This window comes from Streptomyces dengpaensis (assembly GCF_002946835.1).
Classification (GTDB): Bacteria; Actinomycetota; Actinomycetes; order Streptomycetales; family Streptomycetaceae; genus Streptomyces; species Streptomyces dengpaensis.
Genome location: NZ_CP026652.1, coordinates 387,996 through 408,586, shown reverse-complemented (window position 1 = coordinate 408,586; position 20,591 = coordinate 387,996). Strand labels below are relative to the sequence as shown.

At 67.3% G+C, this 20,591-nt stretch carries 22 protein-coding genes and 2 pseudogenes; 12 read left to right on the top strand and 12 right to left on the bottom strand.

All coding sequences use genetic code 11. The features are described 5' to 3' along the window. Positions 1 to 349 precede the first annotated feature (349 nt). The 4 genes and pseudogenes from C4B68_RS01885 to C4B68_RS40990 form a co-directional block, all read left to right on the top strand. Positions 350 to 1,516, top strand: coding sequence for a homogentisate 1,2-dioxygenase (locus C4B68_RS01885; RefSeq protein WP_099506087.1), 1,167 nt, complete (start codon positions 350 to 352; stop codon positions 1,514 to 1,516). Beyond that, entirely contained in the window at positions 1,513 to 2,784 is a 1,272-nt protein-coding gene (locus C4B68_RS01880; protein WP_099506088.1) for an alpha/beta fold hydrolase, read from the top strand. Before C4B68_RS01885 ends, C4B68_RS01880 begins: the two co-directional genes overlap by 4 nt. A 106-nt stretch (positions 2,785 to 2,890) precedes the next feature. After that, positions 2,891 to 3,166: a YciI family protein gene (locus C4B68_RS01875; RefSeq protein WP_099506089.1), complete on the top strand. Its 276-nt coding sequence runs from the start codon at positions 2,891 to 2,893 to the stop codon at positions 3,164 to 3,166. A 237-nt stretch (positions 3,167 to 3,403) separates the two neighbouring features. Then, positions 3,404 to 3,514, top strand: a pseudogene (locus C4B68_RS40990) (hypothetical protein); the annotation flags it as partial. A gap of 96 nt (positions 3,515 to 3,610) precedes the next feature. Here the strand turns inward: C4B68_RS40990 and C4B68_RS01870 are convergent. The 5 genes from C4B68_RS01870 to C4B68_RS01850 all read right to left on the bottom strand — a co-directional run bounded on the left by C4B68_RS01870 (position 3,611) and on the right by C4B68_RS01850 (position 8,207). Continuing rightward, positions 3,611 to 4,399 (bottom strand): enoyl-CoA hydratase/isomerase family protein, encoded by a 789-nt coding sequence (locus C4B68_RS01870; protein WP_099506090.1) that lies wholly within the window; start codon positions 4,397 to 4,399, stop codon positions 3,611 to 3,613. 38 nt (positions 4,400 to 4,437) lie between these two features. Further along, on the bottom strand, positions 4,438 to 5,331 hold the full coding sequence (locus tag C4B68_RS01865; RefSeq protein ID WP_099506091.1) for an alpha/beta hydrolase: 894 nt from the start codon (positions 5,329 to 5,331) through the stop codon (positions 4,438 to 4,440). Between the two features lie 28 nt (positions 5,332 to 5,359). Next, positions 5,360 to 6,565, bottom strand: a complete 1,206-nt coding sequence (locus C4B68_RS01860) for an alpha/beta fold hydrolase (protein WP_099506092.1) — start codon at positions 6,563 to 6,565, stop codon at positions 5,360 to 5,362. 8 nt (positions 6,566 to 6,573) lie between these two features. Next, on the bottom strand, positions 6,574 to 7,299 hold the full coding sequence (locus C4B68_RS01855; RefSeq protein ID WP_099506093.1) for a flavin reductase family protein: 726 nt from the start codon (positions 7,297 to 7,299) through the stop codon (positions 6,574 to 6,576). Between the two features lie 395 nt (positions 7,300 to 7,694). Beyond that, positions 7,695 to 8,207, bottom strand: coding sequence for a CGNR zinc finger domain-containing protein (locus tag C4B68_RS01850; protein ID WP_240634124.1), 513 nt, complete (start codon positions 8,205 to 8,207; stop codon positions 7,695 to 7,697). A gap of 275 nt (positions 8,208 to 8,482) precedes the next feature. Here C4B68_RS01850 and C4B68_RS01845 point away from each other — a divergent pair, with 275 nt between their 5' ends. The 4 genes and pseudogenes from C4B68_RS01845 to C4B68_RS01830 all read left to right on the top strand — a co-directional run bounded on the left by C4B68_RS01845 (position 8,483) and on the right by C4B68_RS01830 (position 11,886). Then, positions 8,483 to 9,553 (top strand): SLAC1 family transporter, encoded by a 1,071-nt coding sequence (locus C4B68_RS01845; protein ID WP_099506095.1) that lies wholly within the window; start codon positions 8,483 to 8,485, stop codon positions 9,551 to 9,553. A 75-nt stretch (positions 9,554 to 9,628) separates the two neighbouring features. Continuing rightward, entirely contained in the window at positions 9,629 to 10,138 is a 510-nt protein-coding gene (locus C4B68_RS01840; RefSeq protein ID WP_167458982.1) for a winged helix-turn-helix transcriptional regulator, read from the top strand. A 155-nt stretch (positions 10,139 to 10,293) separates the two neighbouring features. Continuing rightward, a pseudogene (locus C4B68_RS44995) lies at positions 10,294 to 10,571 on the top strand (transposase); the annotation flags it as partial. 301 nt (positions 10,572 to 10,872) lie between these two features. Beyond that, positions 10,873 to 11,886: an alcohol dehydrogenase gene (locus C4B68_RS01830; protein WP_099506098.1), complete on the top strand. Its 1,014-nt coding sequence runs from the start codon at positions 10,873 to 10,875 to the stop codon at positions 11,884 to 11,886. Between the two features lie 336 nt (positions 11,887 to 12,222). Here C4B68_RS01830 and C4B68_RS01825 read toward each other — a convergent pair whose 3' ends face one another. The 6 genes from C4B68_RS01825 to C4B68_RS01805 all read right to left on the bottom strand — a co-directional run bounded on the left by C4B68_RS01825 (position 12,223) and on the right by C4B68_RS01805 (position 15,503). Continuing rightward, positions 12,223 to 12,726 carry an allene oxide cyclase barrel-like domain-containing protein gene (locus tag C4B68_RS01825; protein WP_099506099.1) on the bottom strand — a complete coding sequence of 168 codons (504 nt, stop codon included), beginning with the start codon at positions 12,724 to 12,726 and terminating at the stop codon, positions 12,223 to 12,225. A gap of 241 nt (positions 12,727 to 12,967) precedes the next feature. Continuing rightward, entirely contained in the window at positions 12,968 to 13,480 is a 513-nt protein-coding gene (msrA, locus tag C4B68_RS01820) for a peptide-methionine (S)-S-oxide reductase MsrA (RefSeq protein WP_099506100.1), read from the bottom strand. A 218-nt stretch (positions 13,481 to 13,698) separates the two neighbouring features. Then, a complete protein-coding gene (locus tag C4B68_RS44300) occupies positions 13,699 to 13,944 on the bottom strand; it encodes an OsmC family protein (RefSeq protein ID WP_306511569.1) in 246 nt (81 codons plus the stop codon). Continuing rightward, a complete protein-coding gene (locus C4B68_RS44295) occupies positions 13,899 to 14,114 on the bottom strand; it encodes an OsmC family protein (protein WP_306511567.1) in 216 nt (71 codons plus the stop codon). Before C4B68_RS44295 ends, C4B68_RS44300 begins: the two co-directional genes overlap by 46 nt. Before the next feature lie 322 nt (positions 14,115 to 14,436). Continuing rightward, positions 14,437 to 14,682 (bottom strand): hypothetical protein, encoded by a 246-nt coding sequence (locus tag C4B68_RS01810; RefSeq protein WP_099506101.1) that lies wholly within the window; start codon positions 14,680 to 14,682, stop codon positions 14,437 to 14,439. Between the two features lie 209 nt (positions 14,683 to 14,891). Then, positions 14,892 to 15,503, bottom strand: a complete 612-nt coding sequence (locus C4B68_RS01805) for a TetR/AcrR family transcriptional regulator (RefSeq protein WP_099506102.1) — start codon at positions 15,501 to 15,503, stop codon at positions 14,892 to 14,894. 143 nt (positions 15,504 to 15,646) lie between these two features. Between C4B68_RS01805 and C4B68_RS01800 the strand changes: the two genes are divergently transcribed. Beyond that, positions 15,647 to 16,234 (top strand): ester cyclase, encoded by a 588-nt coding sequence (locus C4B68_RS01800; protein ID WP_099506103.1) that lies wholly within the window; start codon positions 15,647 to 15,649, stop codon positions 16,232 to 16,234. A 507-nt stretch (positions 16,235 to 16,741) separates the two neighbouring features. After that, on the top strand, positions 16,742 to 16,918 hold the full coding sequence (locus tag C4B68_RS41630) for a hypothetical protein (RefSeq protein WP_167458981.1): 177 nt from the start codon (positions 16,742 to 16,744) through the stop codon (positions 16,916 to 16,918). 561 nt (positions 16,919 to 17,479) lie between these two features. On the opposite strand, the gene C4B68_RS01795 is transcribed toward C4B68_RS41630, so the two are convergent. After that, entirely contained in the window at positions 17,480 to 17,962 is a 483-nt protein-coding gene (locus C4B68_RS01795; protein WP_240634123.1) for an RrF2 family transcriptional regulator, read from the bottom strand. Between the two features lie 345 nt (positions 17,963 to 18,307). On the opposite strand from C4B68_RS01795, the gene C4B68_RS01790 reads away from it, so the two are divergent. Continuing rightward, on the top strand, positions 18,308 to 19,525 hold the full coding sequence (locus C4B68_RS01790) for an NAD(P)/FAD-dependent oxidoreductase (protein ID WP_099506105.1): 1,218 nt from the start codon (positions 18,308 to 18,310) through the stop codon (positions 19,523 to 19,525). Positions 19,526 to 20,103: 578 nt separating this feature from the next. Next, positions 20,104 to 20,565 (top strand): carboxymuconolactone decarboxylase family protein, encoded by a 462-nt coding sequence (locus tag C4B68_RS01785; RefSeq protein ID WP_099506106.1) that lies wholly within the window; start codon positions 20,104 to 20,106, stop codon positions 20,563 to 20,565. The last annotated feature ends 26 nt before the right edge of the window (positions 20,566 to 20,591 follow it).

The window sequence follows — 20,591 nt, the reverse complement described above, 5'->3', positions numbered from 1 at the left end:
CACACATGTGGTTCGGTCACAGACGGTCTGTATCTTCGACGCACGGTTGGCGCCGCTCACCGGACGTCGCCGCGCGTACATCCGGTTCGGTATGCGTCACGGATTCCTGGCACGAAATCCCGGCGATCCCCGCGGTCCGACGCAGGCCCGGCCGAACATCACGGCCCCTCGCCTCGTCATCTCACGCACGAGGACCGCGCGGTGCGCATCGCTCAGCGACACGGTAGGGCGCCGACGCGGCAGCAGCCTCTCCCTGCGAGTACGGAGTATCCCCACGGGGTGCCACCACTCGGTGCGTGGCGTGCATCGTCACAGGAAGTAGTCCGACGGAGCCGAAGGAGACTGTCCGATGGAACTCAGGCCGATGCGGTCGTGGATTCACCACAGCAGGGGCAAGGTGCTGCGGCAGGCGGGGGCGGGCCGCAAGGCGCTGCCCGACCTGCACGAGGACATGCTCACGCGACAGGGCTTCGAGGGCCGTGACGCACACCTGTACCGGCGCAACGAGCCGACCAACTGGAAGCGTGTCGAGGAAAACGCGGACAACCTCGACTTCGACGGGCGAGTGCTGGAGCCCACCGACCTGACGGACGCCGATGGTGGCCCGCTGCGGCTGTTCCACAACCCCGACGTGTCCATCTGGGTGAGCCGGCGCAGCGCGAACATGACCTATTCGGCGCGTAACGCCGACGGGGACGAGCTGTACTTCGTGCACGAGGGCACCGGCACCTTCTACACCGAGTTCGGCCCGATCCCCTATGAGCCCGGTGACTACGTCCTGGTGCCGAAGGGCACGACGTACCGGATCCGTCCGGCCGGTCCGGTGAACTACTTCCTGATCGTCGAGTCGGTCGAGGAGCTCGGCTTCGCCGACATCGGCCCGCTCGGCCGGCGCGCTCCGTTCGATCCGGCCCTGCTGTATGTGCCCACCCCGGAGCTGGACGAGCTGGGTGACGGCCGCAACGAGGACGGCGAGTGGCCGGTGCGGATCAAGACCCTGGGCGAGTACACCTCGGCGTTCTACGACTTCGACCCGATCGACGTCGAGGGCTGGAAGGGCGACCTGTTCCCTTTCAAGATCAACATCCGGGACTACCGGCCGATCATGAGCGACCGCATGCACATCATGCCGTCCGCCTCCGCCATGTTCGCCACGCCCAGCTTCATGGTGGGCGCCCTGCTCCCCCGTCCGCTCGAGTCAGCTGCGGACGCGGAACCCTTCCCGCCGTACCACCGCAACATGGACTACGACGAGTTGTCGTTCTTCCACAGGGGGACGGCTCTCAGTCTGGAGATCGCCCCGGCCAGCATCTCCGTCATCCCGCGGGGCCTGCACCACGGCCTCCCGCACGCGATCATGGAGAACATCCGCAAGAAGAAGATCGACCGCACCGACATGGAGATGATCTTCGTGGACACGGTGCGTGCGCTGATTCCCACGCCGGAGGTCCAGGCCGCGAGGCGTTGGGAGCACTACAGCCAGGTCCGGCAGGAGACGCCGGGTGACGGTCAGTGACTGAGCAGAAGTCGATCAGCGCCAACGCCGTCGGTCTCATCGATTTCGACGAGCTGCCGGCGGGGACCGAGACGACGGTCATCCCGGTTGCCGCCTTTGACGGTGTGGTCTCGCGCGGGTTTCTCTACGCGCGTGGCGGTGAGCGCACGGTGGTGGTGGTGTCGCATCCCCGGGGCGACATGAGCCGGCACTACGCCGCTCCGGCGGTCCTGGAGGCCGGGTACGCCTTCTACGCCCACCAGCCGCGGAGCCTGAACAACGATGTCGACTGCGAGCACGAGCGGGTGCTGCTCGATCTCGCGGCCGGGCTGAGCCATCTCAGGAACGAGCGGGGTTTCGAGAAGATCGTGCTGCTCGGCAACAGCGGCGGTGGATCGCTTCTGGCGTTCTACCAGCAGCAGGCGAGCACGGCCTTGCCGGGAAGGCTGAGGGACACCGCGGCCGGGGAGCCGCTGGACCTCAACGCGGTTCAGATGCCGAGCGCGGACGGTATCGTCCTGCTGGCAGCACATCCCGGCCAGGGAGCGTTCATGCTGACCGGCATCGACCCGTCGGTGATCGACGAGAACGATCCGCTGGCGGTGGATCCCGAGCTGGACATGTACAACCCGGCGAACGGCTTTTGCGAGCCCCCGGAGCCGAGCAAGTACTCCATGGATTTCCTGGAGCGGTACCGGGCGGCGCAGCGGGACCGTGTGGCCCGGCTCGACGCCCGCGCCCGCGGGTTGATCGCCGAGCAGCAGCGCTACCGGCAGCAGACGCAGCAACCGGGGTTCACCGACCTGCCGCTGGAGGAGCGCACCTACATCACCCGCCGCGCGGTGCTCGGCACCTACATGACCGTCCACCGGACCGAGGCCGACCCGGCGTACCTGGATCTGAGCCTGCACGCCTGGAAGTCCACCCGGACGCCCGCCTCGATCCTCGGGTCCCGGCCGGACCAGGTCAATTACGCGCCTGCCGGGTTCGGCCGGCTGGTCACGCCGCGGGCGTGGCTGAGCACCTGGTCGGGGCTGTCGACGCGGGCCACGCTCATCGAGTCGCTGAAGTCGGTTCACGAGCCGCTGCTTCTGATCAGTCTGACGTCGGACAGCCTGGGCTTCCCCGACACCAGTAAGGCGCAGTTCGACGCCAGTCCGGCCGAGGACAAGACGATGCGGTTCTTCGAGGCCGCGCATTTCGCCACGCCTTTGCCGGCACGGCACAAGGCCCTGCGGTCTGTCGTCGAGTGGCTCGCTCCGCGCTTCCCCGCGGCGCCGAACGGCTGATCGACTTCTCCGGTCGGCGTGGTGATGTCGCGCCGCCACCCACGCCGGCCGGACGGCACAGGCCAACGGAAACCCGCGGGGTGGACTCCCGGACCAGGAGGATGACATGAAGCATTTCGTTGTGACGCTCGGATTCCCCGCAGGACTGCCGGGCCAGGAGGTGAGTGGGGCGCAGCAGGCTTTCCTGGCCAAGCTGTACGACGAGGGCACCCTCGTCGTCTCAGGCCCCTTCAACGACGGCGCCGGCGGTATGGCCATCCTGAGCTGTGACTCCCTCGAGCAGGCAACGGCCCTCTACCAGGAGAGTCCCATCGTCCGCTCCGGCCACGCGACTGCGGACGTGCGCGAATGGACGGTCGTGTGGGGGTCGCTCCAGGGGTGAGTATCCACCCCTGGCTGTCACGTGATTGCCCCGGTCCGTCGCCGGGCATTGGCGGAGCCCGGCCGCCACCGCGGCCGGGCCGCCACTTTCCCGTGGCCGACGACCGTCCCGTCCACGGCTTGTAGCGGGCACCGACTCTGCTGCACTGGACGATACAAAACTTCTCTTCGAGAATTTTTCCGCAGTAACGGGCGCCGTTCAGAAGAGCATCTGAATCCCATTCGGCCGCAATTATCAATGATGCGCATTGGAGTTCGCGACGTGACCAAACATCTTTCCGGCAAGACCGCCCTTGTCACCGGGGCGTCGAGAGGCGTCGGTGCCGCGGTGGCTCGGCGACTTGCCGCAGAGGGCGCCAACGTGGCCTTCACCTACGCCAACGCGTCGGAAAAGGCTGAGAAGGATATGGGCGTCCAGGTCGGTTCCGGGGTATGGGGTGGCTTGTCAGCGGCCCTGGAAGTCGACCGCGGGACGGGGCAGTCCGGCCTTGGAGGCGTTGACTGCCGAGGCCAGGCCTGCCTTGACGTCGTCGGTCTCGAACAGCGGCATGGCGATGTCGAACATCGCCTCGTCCGCCGCGGAGATCCCGCCGACGGCCCAGGCGCGCAGCAGGGCCTTATGGGCGGCGTAGGCGCGGGTGGGGCCCTTGGCGGCCTTGCGGGCGAAGGCGGTTGCCTCGGTCAGCAGGTCGTCGTCGGCGACGACCCGGTTGATCACACCGGCCTCGGCCATGACCGAGGCGGGCACCTGTTCCGAGGTGAGTGCCCATTCGGAGGCGCGCGCCCTTCCCGCGCGTTCGGCGACCCGGTAGATCCCGCCGAGCAGGGTGACGATGCCCAGGGTCTGCTCGGGGTGGCCGAAGCGGGCCGTCTCGGTGGCGAAGATGACATCGGCGCGCAGCGCGAGTTCCAGACCGCCGCCGAAGCACAGGCCGTGGACGGCGGCGATCACCGGCAGCGGGAGCCGCTCAAGCTGGTTGAAGACCTGCATGTAGCGCTCGAAGAGGGTCCGCAGTTCCCGTACGTCCGCGTCCGGCCAGTCGAGGATGTCGCCGCCGAAGCTGAAGTCGGGGCCTTCCGCGCGGATCAGGACGGCCCGGGCGTCGCTGTTGCCGATTGCCTCCAGGGCCTCGGCGAGCTCGGTGGCCATCTGCGCATCGATGCGGTTCTGCGGCGGGTTGCTCAGGACCAGGGTGGCGATGGCGTCGTCGATGGAGTAGGTCAGGTGAGGCATGATCTTTCCTTCAGGCTTCAGGTATCAGGCTTCGAACTTCACGCGAGGTGCTGGCGGAACCAGTCGAGGGCGGCAGTGCTGGCCTGGTCGAACTGGGCGACGTAGGGGTCGAAGTGGCCGCCGGGGATCAGCTGCAGCTGCTTCGGCTCGAGCGCGCGCTCGTAGGCCGCGAGGGCCAGGTCGGTCACGGTGACCGTGTCGCCGAGGGCGACCACCATGAGCAGCGGTGTGGGGGAGACCCGCGTGATCCAGGTCCCGGGCTCGTACATGCGGGCCGCCCGGTTGGAACGGAGGGTGACCTTGTTCTCCCACACGCCGTCGGGCTTGGGCTGCAGGTAGAAGTCGATGGCCTCCTGCGAGCGGTAGGAGGCGGGCACCGTCGGGTCGCCGCTGACGATGGCCAGGGTGCGCGGTGCCTCGCCGCGCAGCTGCGCTCGTTCGTCCTCGGCGAAGGACTCCTCGAGGACCGCGACGGCGTCTGGTGCGACGCGGCGCAGCCCCTGCTCGTAGCCGCTGATGGTCGGCACCTGGGAGACCACGGCCCGCAGCCGGCGATCGGTCGCGCCCAGCACGATGGCATGGCCGCCGGCGTAGCTGGTGCCCCACAGGCCGATCCGGTCGGAGTCGACCTCGGGCCGGCTCTCCAGGTAGGAGATGGCCCGCCGCCAGTCGGAGATCTGCTGCCAGGGGTCGACGTCCTGTCGCGGCTGGCCATCGCTGGCCCCGAAGGTGCGGTGGTCGTGCAGCAGGACGACGAACCCGTTCTCGGCGAAGGTCCGCGCGAAGGGTTCGAGACCGTGGTCCCTGACACCCGCGTAGCCGTGGGCCATCGTGATCGCCGGGTGCGGGCCAGGCCCGTCCGGCAGGAAGAGCCATCCGCGCAGCGTGACTCCGCCGTCGGCCTCGAACTCGACGTTCTCGCGCTCTGCCATCGGAAACCTCCTGGTAGGAATTCGGGGCTCAGCCCTGGTGGAAAAGGTCGGCCGGGACCACGCCGCTGAGCCGCTCACGCAGTTCACCGGAGAACCGCAGGACGGCGCCCAGCGGCCGGTGGTGGATGGCGGCTCGGACGATCTGCCCCTGTGCGTCCTTGGTCAGTACGGTCACGCCCTGCATCCGCACGCCGCCGAACGCGGTGGCCTCCCACTCCAGGTAGGTCTGCTGACCGTTTGCGGTCTCCTGGGTGAAGGCGAGGGACTCATAGATGACGCTCGCTGTCCCCATCACGTTCTTGACCTGGTCCCGGCCCTCGATCGGACGGGTGAGCACGCTGGCTTCCAGCACCACGTCTGCGGCGAACGCCTCGTCGAACGCCTCGGACGACTGCTGCGCGAAGGCACCGGTCCAGCCCTGCGGGCGCTCGTCCTGCGACGCGGTCCTGCCGCCCGACGCGGCTATGCCGGAGAGGAAGCGGTCGAGGTGCGTGGCGACCGCGGCTGGCTGCTCGGCGTGGACCCAGTGCCCGCCCTTGGCGACCGACACCGTCTCCACCGAGCCGAAGCGCGGCGCGACCCCACCGTTCACCAGTTCCTCGGTGACGAACCCGTCACCCTCGCCGCGGACGATGAGTACCGGGCCGGTGAAGCGGCTCGGCTCCGAGCCTGCCGCGTGCCCGTTGTTCCAGGTGTCGGCGAAGTCGCGCACGACCTCCGGACGCACGCGCACGCCGGTCGCCAGCAGTCGGTCGAATTCGCCGTCCGGCAGGGCGACGGACAGCTGGTTACGCACCCCGCGCTGCCCTTCGAGACTGCCGCCCAGGGAGCGGAACTGCTCGATCATCTCGTCGGGCAGGTGCGTGCCCGCCAGCGGAACCGGCGTCACCAGCACCAGGCCAAGCGCACGGTCGGGCCGGGCAGCGGCGACCAGCTCGGCCACCGCCGACCCCATGCTCTGACCGACGATCACGAAGGGCTTGCCGAGGGCGTCCACGACCGCGCCGACCTCGTCGGTGAACCGGTCGTAACCGAACACTCCGTCCGCCGCTGTGCGGTCCCCGCAGCCGGCCAGGTCGACGGTGACGTATTCGACGGGGGACTGGAGTTCGGCGGTCAGCGCGTCCCAGATGTACTGGTCGTCGAGGAAGCCGTGGACGAACACGACGGCCACGTCGCCCGCGCCGCCGCGGCGGAACCGCACGCCGGTCGTCCCGATTCGTTCAGTCCTCATCGCTGTGCTCACTTTCCGGGAGCGGACGTCGCACCAGCGGGCGACCAGTCCTTGCTGTCGATCGGGGAGAAGCCGTCCGAGCGTGCGTCCAGCCGCCGCATCCGGCTGCCGTTTCGGGCCGCGCGCAGTTCCTCGTCCAAAGGCGTGGTGAAGACGTTGTCGACCAGGGTGTACTCGGCGGCGAGCCGTCCGACGGCCGGGAGCGCGGCGGTGTCGATCCGCCCTCGCTCCAGATACAGGTCGTCCCGGATGTGGAACCGCACCACCCTGCCCCACACCACGTGATCGACTCCGTCGTCCCCGACCGGAATGATGCGGTCGACGACGCACTCGAACGAGATCGGCGCCTCCTTGACCCGGGGCGCGCGCACCACCACGGATGGCTCCTTCCCCAGTCCGAGCGCCTGGAACTCGTCCACGGCCGGGTCGAACTCGAACGCCGATGCGTGCATCGCGTCCGCCTGCGGCAGCGTCGCCAGATTGGTGACGAACTCGCCGGTGTCACGGATGTTGACGAAGGTGTCCTTCAGCGTGACTCCGTCAGACTGCGGCTGCAGGGTGATCGAGACCATGGGTGGTTTCCGCCCGACCACGGTGAAGAAGGAGATGGGCGCGAGGTTGGCCACGCCCTCAGGGGAAACCGTGCTGACCCAGGCCACGGCGCGCGGAATGACGCTGCCGATCAGCAGTTTGTACGCGGAAGTGGCGTCGAGCTCTCCGGCATCAATGATCATCGGGGAACCTCCCTTGGTTGGGACGTGGCGCGGGGACGGCGCAACACGCCGTACGGCTATCGCCGCAGGAGCGGCTCGCGTCGTGGTGCCGCACCGCCAGACCAATGGACGGCGCCTCAACGAGCTCATCAACAGAAACGTAAGCGCTTTGCTTGTGTCTAACAAGGGGAGGCATCGGGGAGATTCCCTCTCGGTCCGGACAAAAAGGACGAATGGGTCCGTGACTGACCGCTCGCGGGAAGTGAAACGAGGGAGAGGGTGCCGTGTCGCCGGGAAACCGCTCTGGCGCGCCGCCCTCCCCGGGGTCGTGCTCGCTGAATGCACCTGCGCTGCGGGGCTGCCTACCGGAGGTCCGGTAGGCAGCCCCGCGCGCCGGAGACCGGCCGGTGTGGTGCCTACGATGCGCTCTTGGTGCGCTGCCTAGCCCGGTAGGCCCGCAGATTCGCCGCGTTACCGCACAGCTTGACGTCGTGCCAGACGCCGCTGTTGTTGCGCGACCGGTCGAAGAACATCGTCTGGCAACGGTCGTTGCGGCACCTCTTGAACCGCTGCCAGGTGCCGGCCTGCTGGGCCTGGAAGATCTCGATCAAGGCCAGAGACGCCACGCGCCGCCAGCCGGTGCCGCGCGGTTCGACGCGAACCTGTCCGTCCCCGCCGAGCTGCAGCGCTACAGCTGCGGTATGCAGCGAGGGAAGGGTGCTGTCACCGTCTGCTCCGTCCGGCCGGCGCAGGTCGTCGCGGAAGGTGCGGAGCTCTTTCAGGTCGCGCGGGTCGAGATCGATCCCGGCCGTGGGGGTGCCCGTGACCCTGCCCCACTCCGCCAGTGCCTGATCGAGCCAGGCCTGGGCGTCACCGAGGTCCTGAAGGAGGTCCGTCGTGCGCGGCTTGCCTGCGGCGATGGTGTTCATGAGGTCCTGAACGAAGGCAAGTCCGCCTGGGGCTGGGTCCCTGTCGTAGCGAGCCGTGGCCGGCCAACTCATCCCGATCACTCCTCGTAGTCACTTTCCACCCACCTAACGACACAAGTATACGACTTTTGGCTCTTATGTGTCCTGGTTGGCCATCGGAGCCATTCTGGTTTAACTTTGCAACCGAAACGGCTGGCGCCGACGGCGGGATCTCCCTCCGCTGTCCACGTCGCGCCCCCTGATCGAGGGCTCCGGAAAGGGGCGGAAAGGGCACCATGCAACCGGTCGGCACACATGAGGAAGCGGTGGACGGGTTCGTCGCACCGCAGCGGACTCCGCACGCCACGGCCATCGACGCTGTGGGAAGGAGCCGCACCGGCAATGCGAGACGATCACCCGATTTCCGTACGGAGAGGATCAGTCTGCTGTCGATCTCCCTCGGCACGGCCGGGCTCGGCGGCGCATGGCAGTCCGCAACGGTCACTCTCGGCGCGCCCCTGTGGGCGGGCGATGCGCTGTTCGCGGTGAGCGGCCTGGTGTGGCTGGTGCTGCTGGTGCAGTACATACGCCACGGAGGCGGGCGGTGGCGTAACGTCCTCGACCACCTGCACCACCCCGGCCAGGGATTCACCCTCGCCTACGTCCCCATCGTCGGAATGCTCGCGGCCGGGCACTTCTCCCGCTACCAACTGGACGCCGCCCGATGGGCCTATGCGGTGTTCGCCATGACGGCCGCGATCATCGCCGCTCGCCTTCTGGCGCACTGGGTCACGGGCGGTCTGGCCTCCGCTCCGCTGCATCCCGGGTATCTGCTGCCGGTGGTCTCCGCCCCGTTCATCTCCAGCGCCACCGCCTCGACGCTGCGACTGACGGAGGTCGCCGCGCTGACCTTCGCCGTCGGCGTCCTGTACTGGCTCGCCTTCGGCACCGTCATCCTCGGTGGCCTGGTCGCCAACGGCGGCAATATGCCCCGGCCAGCCCGTCCCACCCTCACGGTGCTGGTCATCCCGCCGGCCGTCGGCGGACTGGCCTGGACGGCGGCCAACCACGGCACGTTCGACGCCGTGGGCCAGGGTTTCGCCGGACTGCTGCTCTTCACCCTCCTGGTCGTCGCATTCCTCATCCCGGACCTGCGCCAGCAGTCGTTCCACTACGGATTTTGGATCTTCTCCTTCCCTGTCGCGGCCGGCACCAACTTCCTTCTCCGCTGGCTCCACGGGACGGATGTGCCTGGCTGGACGGCGGTGTCGTGGCTGCTGTTGGCCGCGGTGAGCGCGGCATTCCTCGCCCTGTACGCGGCCACACTCCTGCACGCGCGACGCCGCCGGACCGTTGCGACCGTATAGACGGCGAAGAGGCGAGGCCGCCCTGCCGGCGGGTGTTTGCCCACGAGAGCGAGACGGTTTAGATTCGCAACCACAATGCTGACCGGGGGAGACGACTCACGGCGCCGCATCGGGAGGGCCACTCAAGTGCGCAGAACTGCTTTGGGTGCTGCCCCGTGCCCGGTCGCCCGGTCGCTCGACCAGATCGGGGACCGGTGGTCGCTCCTGATCATCCGTGACGCATTGGATGGCGTACGTCGCTTCAACGAGTTTCAGAAGCACCTCGGCCTGGCCCGGAACATCCTGAGCTCAAGGCTGGCCAAACTCGTCTCCCACGGCATCCTGCGTCTGCAGCCCGCTTCGGACGGCAGCGCGTATCAGGAGTACGTCCTCACGGAGAAGGGGGAGTCGCTTCGCCTGGTGCTGAACGCATTGCACCAGTGGGGCGGGGACTTCCTCTTCACCCTGGACGAGGAGCCCCCGCCGCTCGTCAAGAAGAGCACCGGTGAGCGCGTGGCACGGCTCGAGATGACACTCCCCAGCGGTCGTGTGCTGCATCCGAGCGAGGTCACGGTCCTGAGGCCGGAGTCGGCCACCGGCTCCTGAGGCCGCTTGTGAGGCCGTCGCGCCGCCCGTACCCGGTCGGGGACGAGTCGTCCATGGAGCCGCGTCGCCTGCGAATCCCGGCGGCGGCGACCTCCGTGAGGAGGCATGAGTCCGCATCTCCCAGTCCCGCACAGAGGGTTGCCCGGTTTTGCCGCCTCGGCGTGACGGAACCGGTTTCTCAGGAACTGCAGGCGGTGCTGGAGCATGCCCTGGACACCAAGATGACCAAGCGCCTCGGCTAAAAGGAGAACGATCTGGTCGGCCGCGGGTCGGGCAACAGCCGCAACGGGACTTTGCCGAAGACCGTGCTGACGGATGAGGGGGCGATCACGGTAGCGGTGCGGGACCTCCGCCGCATCTGGCCGGCAAGTACGGTGTCGGGGTGTCGCCGGACCTGATCAGCGAGGTCACCGATGCGGTCGCGGCCGAGCTCGCGGCCGGGGCAGGGACGGATCGGCGTGACGCACACGGCCAGGAGCGACGCACCGGCCGCCACCGTAGAATCGACGACACACGACTTCACCGCCTGGGCAACAATCCGGCTCCGCCGGCGTGAATACACCACGGTGAAAGGCGACAGCGAAGCGGTGGCCGGGTTCTTGACGCGCTCAATCTCATCTGAAGTAAAGCCTCGGGGAGGCCGCCTCGGGGCGCATCGTTCACTCCTTGCGATCGTCCTGCAGCCGACCGCCATGACACGTGGTTCATCCGCGGCAGTGTGAAAGGACGATGGCATGGTGAATTATCGAGCAGTCGAAGTGGCCGGAGGGCAATTTTCCCTTACGCAGCGACAGCTGACCGATCCGGGAGCCGGGCACGTACGGCTTCGGGTCGAGGCGTGCGGCGTGTGCCACTCGGACGAGATGGCGGTCAAGGGAAGGCGCCCCGATCCCTCCGCGCCGATCGTGCCCGGTCACGAGATCGTGGGGGTCATCGACGCCGTCGGTCCGGGCGTCAGCGCCTGGCAGGTGGGTGACCGCGTCGGTGTCGGCTTCCTCGCCGGACAGTGCGGCGAATGTGAGTACTGTCGGCGCGGCGACTTCGTCAACTGCCAGCGCCAGCCCCTGATGGGTACGTCGATGGACGGAGGCTACGCCGAGTACGTCGTGGCCAGGGCAAGCGGCCTCGTCCGCATTCCGGAGGGACTGTCTTCCATCGACGCGGCGCCTCTGCTGTGCGCTGGTCTGACCACCTACGTCGGCGTGCGGAGTCTGGACCGCGTGCCCGGCGCACTGGTTGCGGTCCAGGGCATTGGCGGCCTTGGACACCTCGCCGTGCAGTATGCGAACAGATTCGGCTACCGGGTTGCCGCGATCGCCCGCGGAACCGACAAGGCAGAGATGGCCGTGAGCCTCGGAGCGGATCACTACATCGACAGTTCTGCCGAGGACCCGGGGGAGGCACTCCAGAGGTTGGGCGGCGCCGAGGGAATCATCGCGACCGCCTCGAGCGGAGCATCCATGTCCCCGTTGATCGCCGGCCTCAAGCCCCGTGGCGAGATGGTCGTGGTGGGCGTGGCTGATGACTCCATCGCTGTTCAGACCTTGGATCTCATTTCGGGAAGCCGCAGACTTCGTGGCAGCCTCACGGGCACCTCGATCGAGAACGAGGACAATCTCCAGTTCAGCCTTGATCGCAATATCAGGCCCCTGACGGAGGTCATGCCGCTTTCAGAGGCACCCAAGGCATACGAGTACATGATGTCCGGCCGACCGCGATTCCGCGTCGTGCTCGACATGACCGCCTGATCCCTCCACCCCGCTAGCCCTTCTGCGAGTGCCGCATCGTCCGCTGTCGAAGTCTTCGATTACCTCGGCACGAGACCTCGCCCGTACTACAGGCGAGGTTCGCGCCAGGGTTCGACGAAGTCTCTGGTCGTAGCGTCGCCGGCACCGAGCCCGCTTGGCCGTTTCCGCAGGTGGCTTCCAGTGACTGGGTGCTTCCTCGCAACAGTCACACGCCACGTGCCCGGGCGCTCACAGGGTGGGCTCAAGCACCACCCTGTGAGCGGGCTTCGCCGGACATCATGCGCAGGTAGCCGCCTCGGCCTCGGCAAGCGCAACGGTTGGTTCACCGATCGAGCGTCAGCGCTTCAGGTGGACGGTGAAGTGCCTCTCCGTCTCACCGGCGGGAACGGTGCGGACAAAGCCCTGGGCGCTGCGGTAGTCCCCCGATCCGCCAGTGATGCCGACGTCGACATACGACGGGGCAGGCAGGTGGAGCAGTGCCTGTGCGGCGAACTGCCCGTCAGGCAGAGAGAAGGTACCCAGGCACTGGAGTGCGGCCGGGCTGACATGGGTATAGGTGCAGATCACGCTGTGATCGCCGACCTTCTCACCGTCACGGTACAGGTCTTCGTGGATGACACGCTGGTCACCCAGGCTGATGCCCTTCTCGCCCAGATCGAGGTCCTTGATCGCGGTCTGCTTGCCGACCAGCTCAAAGATCTCCGCGCGATGCCGAGTGTCGGACGCACCGCTGGAAGTCGACGTGCTGGCCGACGCCAGCGGGGCAATTGCGACACCCGCGACGACAGCAGCCATGCCGGCGGCTGCGCTCAGGTAACGCACCTTGTTGGTCTTCAACACGCTCGGCAACTTGCCGCTCCGTTCGGTTGGATGTCGATTCGGTGGCGATGGGGAGGTAGGGATCCTCGGTCCGGCTGGAGGGCCGGTCGCGCTCCGATCGACGGTGAACAACCCTTGTTGGGTTGTTAATCGACACTCACACACATTCGTCACCTGACAAAATGGTGACGGCTAGGGGATTTGGGGGTGGCTCTGTAGTTCTCACGCCAAGTGGGGAGAGCGCAGCGTCACGGTCCCTGGGTCAGGAATCTGCGCGCTTGGGCAGCCGCCAGTTCGGGCGTGGGAAGTGACAGGTGTAGCCGTCCGGGTAGCGCTGCAGGTAGTCCTGGTGCTCCGGCTCGGCTTCCCAGAACGCGCCGGCCGGGACGACTTCGGTCACCACCTCTCCCGGCCACAAGCCCGATGCCTCGACATCGGCGATGGTGTCCTCAGCGACACGTCGCTGCTCGTCATCGAGGTAGAAGATGGCGGAGCGGTAGCTGGCGCCGACGTCGTTTCCCTGCCGGTTCTTCGTTGTCGGGTCATGGATCTGGAAGAAGTGTTCCAGGATGGTGCGGTAGTCGGTTGCCGTGGGGGTGAAGGTGATCTCGATCGACTCGGCGTGGGTTCCGTGGTTGCGATAGGACGGACGCGGCACATCGCCGCCGCTGTATCCCACCCGAGTGGTCAAAATACCCGGGAGCGACCGAAGTAGGTCCTGCATGCCCCAGAAGCAACCACCCGCCAGCAATGCCTTCTGCGGGACTTCACTCATCACTTGTCATCCTTCTGTCGCATGGAAAACGGTCTGGTGCGTTGCCAGTGAGCCGTTGACCCATCCTGTCTCGCCTCTGCACACGAGGGGTGCGGGGTGTGTGTGGAGGCGGGTTCCGCACTCCGTCCCCGCACTGGACTGTGCGGGGACGGAGCCGGGGTGCTGCGGGGCCGCCGCTCGAGGGGCCGGTCAGGGCTCCGCCGGTTCTCTCGGTGAGGTCAGACGGCAGTGGCGTTGATGGTGACGGGGATGTTGCCGCGGGTGGCCTTCGAGTAGGGGCAGAGCTGGTGAGCAGCGTTGGCGAGCTCGGTGGCCCCGTCCTGGTCGACGCCGCCGAGTTCGAGGTTGAGGACTGCGGCGAGGGAGAAGCCGTCGTTGCCGTGGCCCAGAGTGATCTCAGCGGTGATCTCAGTGCTGGTCAGCTTGACCTGGCGGTCGGCGGCGGCGCGACGGACGGCGCCCAGGAAACAGGCGCCCCAGCCGGCAGCTGCTCGGGGTTGGTGGCATCGCCGGCCCCGCCGAGCTCCTTGGGGTAGGCCAGAGCGGTCTCCAGCACACGGTCGTCGGACTGGACGCGGCCACCGTTGCGGCCCTCGCCGGTGACGTTCACAACGGCGGTGTAGCTGTTCGGCATTGCATGTCCTCGTGTTAGGGAAGTCGGAACGTCGCGAATCTCGTAAGTCGAGAAAGCTCCTTGGTAGGGACCCGTATCGCGAGTCACCTGTTCAGGAGGTGGCTCGATAGTTGCAGCATGGTCGTCACCCGTCAAGGCGGTGACGGGGGACGGGCGGCAGGGTGAGTGGCCTACGGTCGGCCGCGCCGGCTCCTCGTACTCCGCGCCCTTCACCCCACCTCGCGGCCTCGCCTGGATGGGCGCTTCCTGCCTGAACCCGGCCACGCGGGTTCTCCGGACTCTCAGCCTTGCGGCTGTGGAACGACTGGGCCGGGGGTGCGGGTCAGCCTGCGGCCTTGCGCCGCTGCGTCAGGCGGGGGCGCAGGCTGAGCAGGAGTGCAGCGATGGCAGCCCACAGGGTGAGCGTGATCACGGGGCCTGCCGTGTGCGCCCCGCTGAAGTAGCTCAGGTCGGTGACGGCGCGGACGGCTGCTCCAGGCGGCAGGAGTGCGGAGACAGCTCGGGCCGCGGCCGACAGCAGGTCGGCGCCGATGGTGGCACCGCTGGTGGCGTTGCCGACGGTGAGCAATACAAGGGTGGCGAGGCCGGCGGCTGCCCTGGCTGAGCCTTGAAGAGCGACTGCTCGCGCACGGAAGTGAATCTTGCCGGCTGACGCGCTGGAGTGAACCACGCCGCCCCAACGGACCTTGCGTTGAGCTCATCGTGCCCCGGTGGCGCAAGGCTGCCCTCGCCTGCCTGCCCTCTCGTAACGGCCCGCAACCGCGAGTGAGCCTGGCTTCAGAGCAGGGTGGCGACGGCAGTGCGGTGAAGGAAGTCTTCAGCTTTGTCCCACGACCAGTTGTTCTCGACCACGAGGGTGCGCCAGCCGGTGGGGCCGAACCAGAACCACAGCAGGTCAGCTGTCTCCTCGATCGCGTAGGAGGACAGTGGAGTCAGCGTATGCAGGTGGCTCGCGGCGGCGTGGATCGCTTCGCGGTAGACGGCGGTGGACCGCTCCCACAGTGCCTCGCCGTTCTCGTGGACGGGCAGCGCCTTGCGGATCGCTTCGTGCACGGTGAACTGGCCCTCGTTGCCCCGCCGCGTGCCGTGGGCCAGCGCTTTGATGACCCCGTCGGGAGTCTGCAGGGCAAGCAGGTGCTGCATCGACCGTTCATAGCCGGAGGCGACCACGGCCTGGTCGACGATTCGGTCCAGGATGTCGCTCTTGCTCCCAGCGCTGGCGAAAACGGTCTTCGGAGCGACCCCGGCCGCTGAGGCGATGTCAGCGACGGTCACCCGCCCGTAACCGCGCTCGGCAAACAGCTCGGCAGCTCGCTGCAGGATCAGCGCGCGGGTCTGCGCGGCGGCCTGCTCGCGGAGGGGCGAGACGTAGGCGCGCTTGGAGGGCATGCCGTCATCCTAAACACGGTTGGTCAGTCTGTCTCTCTATTCATTAGGTGTCCTATAACATGAACTTCGCCGCTCCTCTGTGGCAGCACCTTGCCGCAGAGGTCGACAGCGCGGCGCACCATCGATGAAAGGCAGTGCATGCCATGGGAATGGACCCCGCAGGCCTGGCCCGAGGCCTCTTCCGAACCCTCGAGACAGGGGACCCGGCCCTGGCGGTCGAGGTAGTGCATGAGGATTTCCGCAATCGCGAAGCGGTCGAGGCGCCTCCGGCCTGTGCTGTCCCGGGACCGGCGGGCGTGCTCGCCTCGAGCGCCTGGCTGCGGTCGGCGTTCAGTGACTTGCAACTGCCCATCCTCGACACTGCCGGCAACGGCGCCCAGGTCTGGGTACGCCTTCGTATGCAGGGCCGCCACACCGGTGCATTCGTCCGCTTCCGCGACGGGGCCCTTGATCAGGCCATACCTCCTACCGGGCGGGAGATCGACTTCGAGCAGATTCACGTCCTCGACCTCCGTGACGGCAAGGTGATCGGCCACGAGGCGGTGCGCGATGACGTCACCATGCTCGGTCAGCTCGGCGTCTTTCCGCCGGCCCCGGCCACCGCGCTGCGAATGCTCACTTGGCGGGTGACCGGGCGCGCAGCACAGGAGGCCGCTCGGGTCGCGGCACGGGCGGCCGATTCCGGCGCCGGTGCTGCCGCATGGTCGGCTGGAAGTGCTGACCGGGCTTGAGTAGCGTGGCGAGGTCTTCGGCGGTCGGCCTTTCGTACCGGGCTGCTTCTGGTCGCTAGGGGAGTACGCGGGGGGTGGGGGTGCAGGTCGAGCGACGCCGCCGGTCAGTGTGAGTGGATCGTCGGCATCCCCCCATCACAACCAGCGATGGGGGCGTCGATCCAGAGCAACGATGCCTCGAACGTCATAGGGCGCGGTAGCCACGCTCTCCGGTGGACGATCCGCGGCTCTCTGTCGGCCTCACGGTCATCCATCCAGCGCGTCACCCTCTTGACGGGTGACGCGGAGCATGCGAGCATCATCGTCCACTCACCGTGACGTCTGCGTGTCACATGCCGACGAAGCAGGACTGGCCTGGCGCATGTCTGAACGGAGCGTCCGGGCGGTTGCGCTGCCGCACCACTCTCGGATCCGTGAAGTCACCAGGAAGTATCGCTCCCAATCCTGTCGAGGGATGGGGCGGCTGTCACCAAGTGCTGTGCATCGCTGCGCTGAGGAGGCGTTGAAATGAATCAGGAACGCAAGGCCATGGATGCACCCGAGGCGATGCGTCGACTGCGGTTCTCCAAGCTGCCGGAACGCGTCCGCTTGGAAGACATGGTTGAAGAGCGGCCAGCCGTGGCGCAGGATCCGGCGAGGGATGCATACAACCCGGATGAGTGGCTCGTGCGTTGGTGCCTGTGAGCCAAGGCCGGCGCCTTAACGACGGGTCCTCCGCGCCCTACGGTGTCGTCGTGACTGCGCCCCTCGGGTCAGTCCGACGGGACGCCAGCATCGGGCAGTGATGCAGTGCGTTGGCCGGATTTTGGATTGATCTTTCCCGGCGCGTCGTCCGGTGCTGACGCCAACTATTTCAACGATCGAGCCTTCTCCTAGGGAGACCCCTGTGAAGATCCGGAAATTCTTCATCACGCTGTCGTCGGTCACGGCTGCGGGGGTGATCGCCTTCGGCTGCTTCGTCCAGGTCTTCTAGCGGTCGGCAGTGGGAGCAGGCAGCCGCAGCAGGCAGCCGCAGTGGGCGGCCCCGGGCGCCAGGACCAGCCGGTAACAGCACCGAGCGGACCGGTCTGCATTCCCGTCGATCGGCATCTGGGGTGTCGAGGCGGATCAGGGCGGAGTGGCCATACTCGTGCAGGTCCCAAGCTCATTCCCGGACGAGCGCACCGCGGTGCGCTCGTCCGGCGGTGTGCGGGCACGCCCTGGTGGTCCACGACTCCCGCGTCGATGATCGCGGTCGTCCCCCCGTCACGCGCCCCCGAAAGCTCGACGCACAGTCCTTCTCACCGAGGGGTTGTCGATATCGAGCTCATTCTGGACATCCGACAGTTTCTGCTTCGCCAGGGCCTCACGCCACGCCATGTCCGCCCTGTACATGGCTCGCTTGACCGCGCAGGTGGTGGAGGTATTGCCCGTGCTCAGTTCACCGATCTTCCCGCAACGGCGGATTTCGGCGCATCGAAAGATGGGTTCGTTGCCTTCGATGGCCACCACGACATCGAGCAGGGAGATCGAATCAATGGGCCGTGCCAGCGTGAATCCTCCGCGCGGGCCGGGGGTGGACGTCAGCAGTTCGGCTTTTACCAGCAACTGCAGCTGCTTGTTGAGGTAAGCCGCAGGCAGCCCGTGCCCCGCGGCGAGCTGCGCGCTGCTCACGGGCTCGCCATCCTCGAGCATGCCCAGGTTGAGCAGTGTGTGCATGGCCCACTCGACACCCTTGCTCAAGTTCATATCGGAGACGCTATATGTCCTGAATTAATGGAGTCAACTCTCAACCGCCCCGCCCTGCCCCTCGAGGTGGTCGGGCCGCCGCTGCTCAGCGCCAGGCCCCGAAGAGCGGCGTGAACAGGAGCCTCGTCGCCCTGAGGTGCGGTGGCGCCGGGCGTGGCCTGGCGCCTTCGTGTCGAGTCAATCTTGACACTGAATATCCAGGATATGTAGTCTCCTGAATGTCGGACTCGATCGTGGCGCCGTGCTGCGCATGGGTCCCGGCGAAGCCAGAGCGCCCGCGCAAGCGGGCGCAGGGGCCGGTTCGACCGGTGCCTCGCTTGCAGAGCTGGAAGGACAATCTGGACGATGAATATCCTGGTCATTGGTGGCGGTTACGCCGGCGTATGGAGCGCGGCCGGCGCCGTGCGCACCGCCCGTGAGAACGGGGTCTCGGATTCGGAGCTTCAGGTCACCCTGGTCAGCGGTGGTGACGACCTGGTGGTGCGGCCGCGGCTGTACGAGGCGGATCCCGAGAAGATGCGCATCCCGCTCGACCGGATTCTCGGGCCGATCGGTGTCCGCCGCATCGCGGCGACAGTGACCCGCGTTGACACAGCCGCAAAGTCGGTCACCGCCACCGGCAGGGACGGCCGGACTGACCTCATCCCGTACGACCGCCTGGTCCTGGCGACCGGCAGCCAGTTGGTCAGGCCGGAGTTCCCCGGGGCTCAGCGGATGTTCGACGTCGACACGCTGCCGGCAGCCGCCGCCCTCGAGAACCACCTGCAGCGACTGCCGGAAGCAGAACCGCAGCAGGGCCGCTTCACCGCCGTCGTGGTCGGGGCGGGGTTCACCGGCCTGGAGGTTGCCACGGAAATCGGGAGTCGCCTCACGGCAGTCGCCGACGCCAGGGGTTGCACTGATGCCGTCCGCGTCGTCCTGGTCGAACGAGCGGATGTCCTGGGCCCGGAGCTCGGGCCCGGACCGCGTCCTCACGTCGCGAGCGCGCTTACGTCCCTCGGGGTCGAGCAGCGGCTGGGCCGCACGGTGGAGTCACTCACCGAACACGAGGTCCGTCTCTCCGACGGGGAGGTCATTCCCGCGGCAACCGTCGTGTGGACGGCGGGCATGACCGCCAGTCCGCTCACCGCGTTCATCCCCGGCGAACGCGACCGCCTCGGCCGGCTCCACGTCGACGAGTTCCTGCGCGTCGTCGGCACCCCTGACGTCTACGCGGCCGGCGACACGGCAGCTGCGATCGCGGAGGACGGACACACCGTGATGCAGAGCTGCCAGCATGCCCAGCCGCTCGGCAAGTTCGCCGGCCACAACGTAGCGGCCGACCTGCTCGGCCTGGCGCAGGTTCCCTTCGCTCCGGAACCGTACGGCACATGCCTGGACCTGGGACCGGCCAGAGCCGTAGTCACCCAGGGATGGCACCGCGAGGTTCAGGTGACTGGCCAGGCCGCCAAGGAGATCAAGGTGACTATCAACACCGAGCTCCTCTATCCGCCGGTCGACGACGCCGACGCCCTCCTGAAGGAGGCCGACTACAGCTTCGCACCGAACGGTCAGGTGCTGTAACAGGGCCGGGATGCACCACCACCAGCCCTCGGACGCCAGGGCCGCCTTGAAAACCGTGAGTCAGCGGTTCCCGTCGGCGGCTCAGGCTCCTCTCCCGGCGCGGAGTCCTGTCGCCACCGATCAACAACCGATGGATTGGGGCAGCAACTTGCCCAGTAGTAGAGAGCCCGTGAGCGACGGTAGCGCCTCTGTTTGAACAGGCGCTGGCGAATGCCAAAGGCGAGGTTTGGTGTACGCCTACGTGCTCGACGGCACCACGATGCGCAGCAAGCTCGCTGGCGGGAGAATGCGTACTTACCACGAAGGCGAGCTGGGTCGAACAGTCGGCCGCCCATCACGTGCTCACGGAAAACACCAGCAGGACAGAACCGGCGAAGCTGTCGGTCGCTTTCATCCCCACCACGGGAGACGTCAAGGTCGCTGATCCGCGAAGGCTGGGTAACGGGTGGTAGGGGTTTCCTCAACGGTATTCACTGCCATGCGTGATCGCGAAACCACCGGCCACGCGGACGACGGCGCAGATCAGACGAAGCTGAGGCAGGACCTATGGTCGTCAGTCACTTGAGTAGGAGGAACCCATGACTGAGAAGCAACGCGTCAACATGGGAAAGCAGCACCCGGCCAATTACAAGGCTCTTCTCGCCTTGTCGACGGCGGTGACAGAGACCACCACCGCAGCGGGTCTTGACCCGCTCCTGGTCGAGCTGGTGAAGATACGCACGTCCCAGATCAACGGCTGTGCGTTCTGCCTCAAAATGCACACCCGCGACGCACTCAAGAAGGGCGAGGATCCGGACCGGATCGCAGTGCTGCCCGCTTGGGAAGAAACCGGCTACTTCTCCGAGACTGACCGCGCGGCCCTACGCCTGGCTGAGTCGATCACGCGCGTGCCGGAAGGGCACGTGAGCGACGAGGACTACAACGCGGCCGCAGCTGTGCTCTCCGCAGATCAGGTCTCGGCGGTCGCCTGGCTGGCAACGGTGATGAACGCCTTCAACCGCGTCGCGACCACGAGCCGATACCCGGTCAACGGCAACTGAGCCGACTTGCCCATCCCACAAGGCCC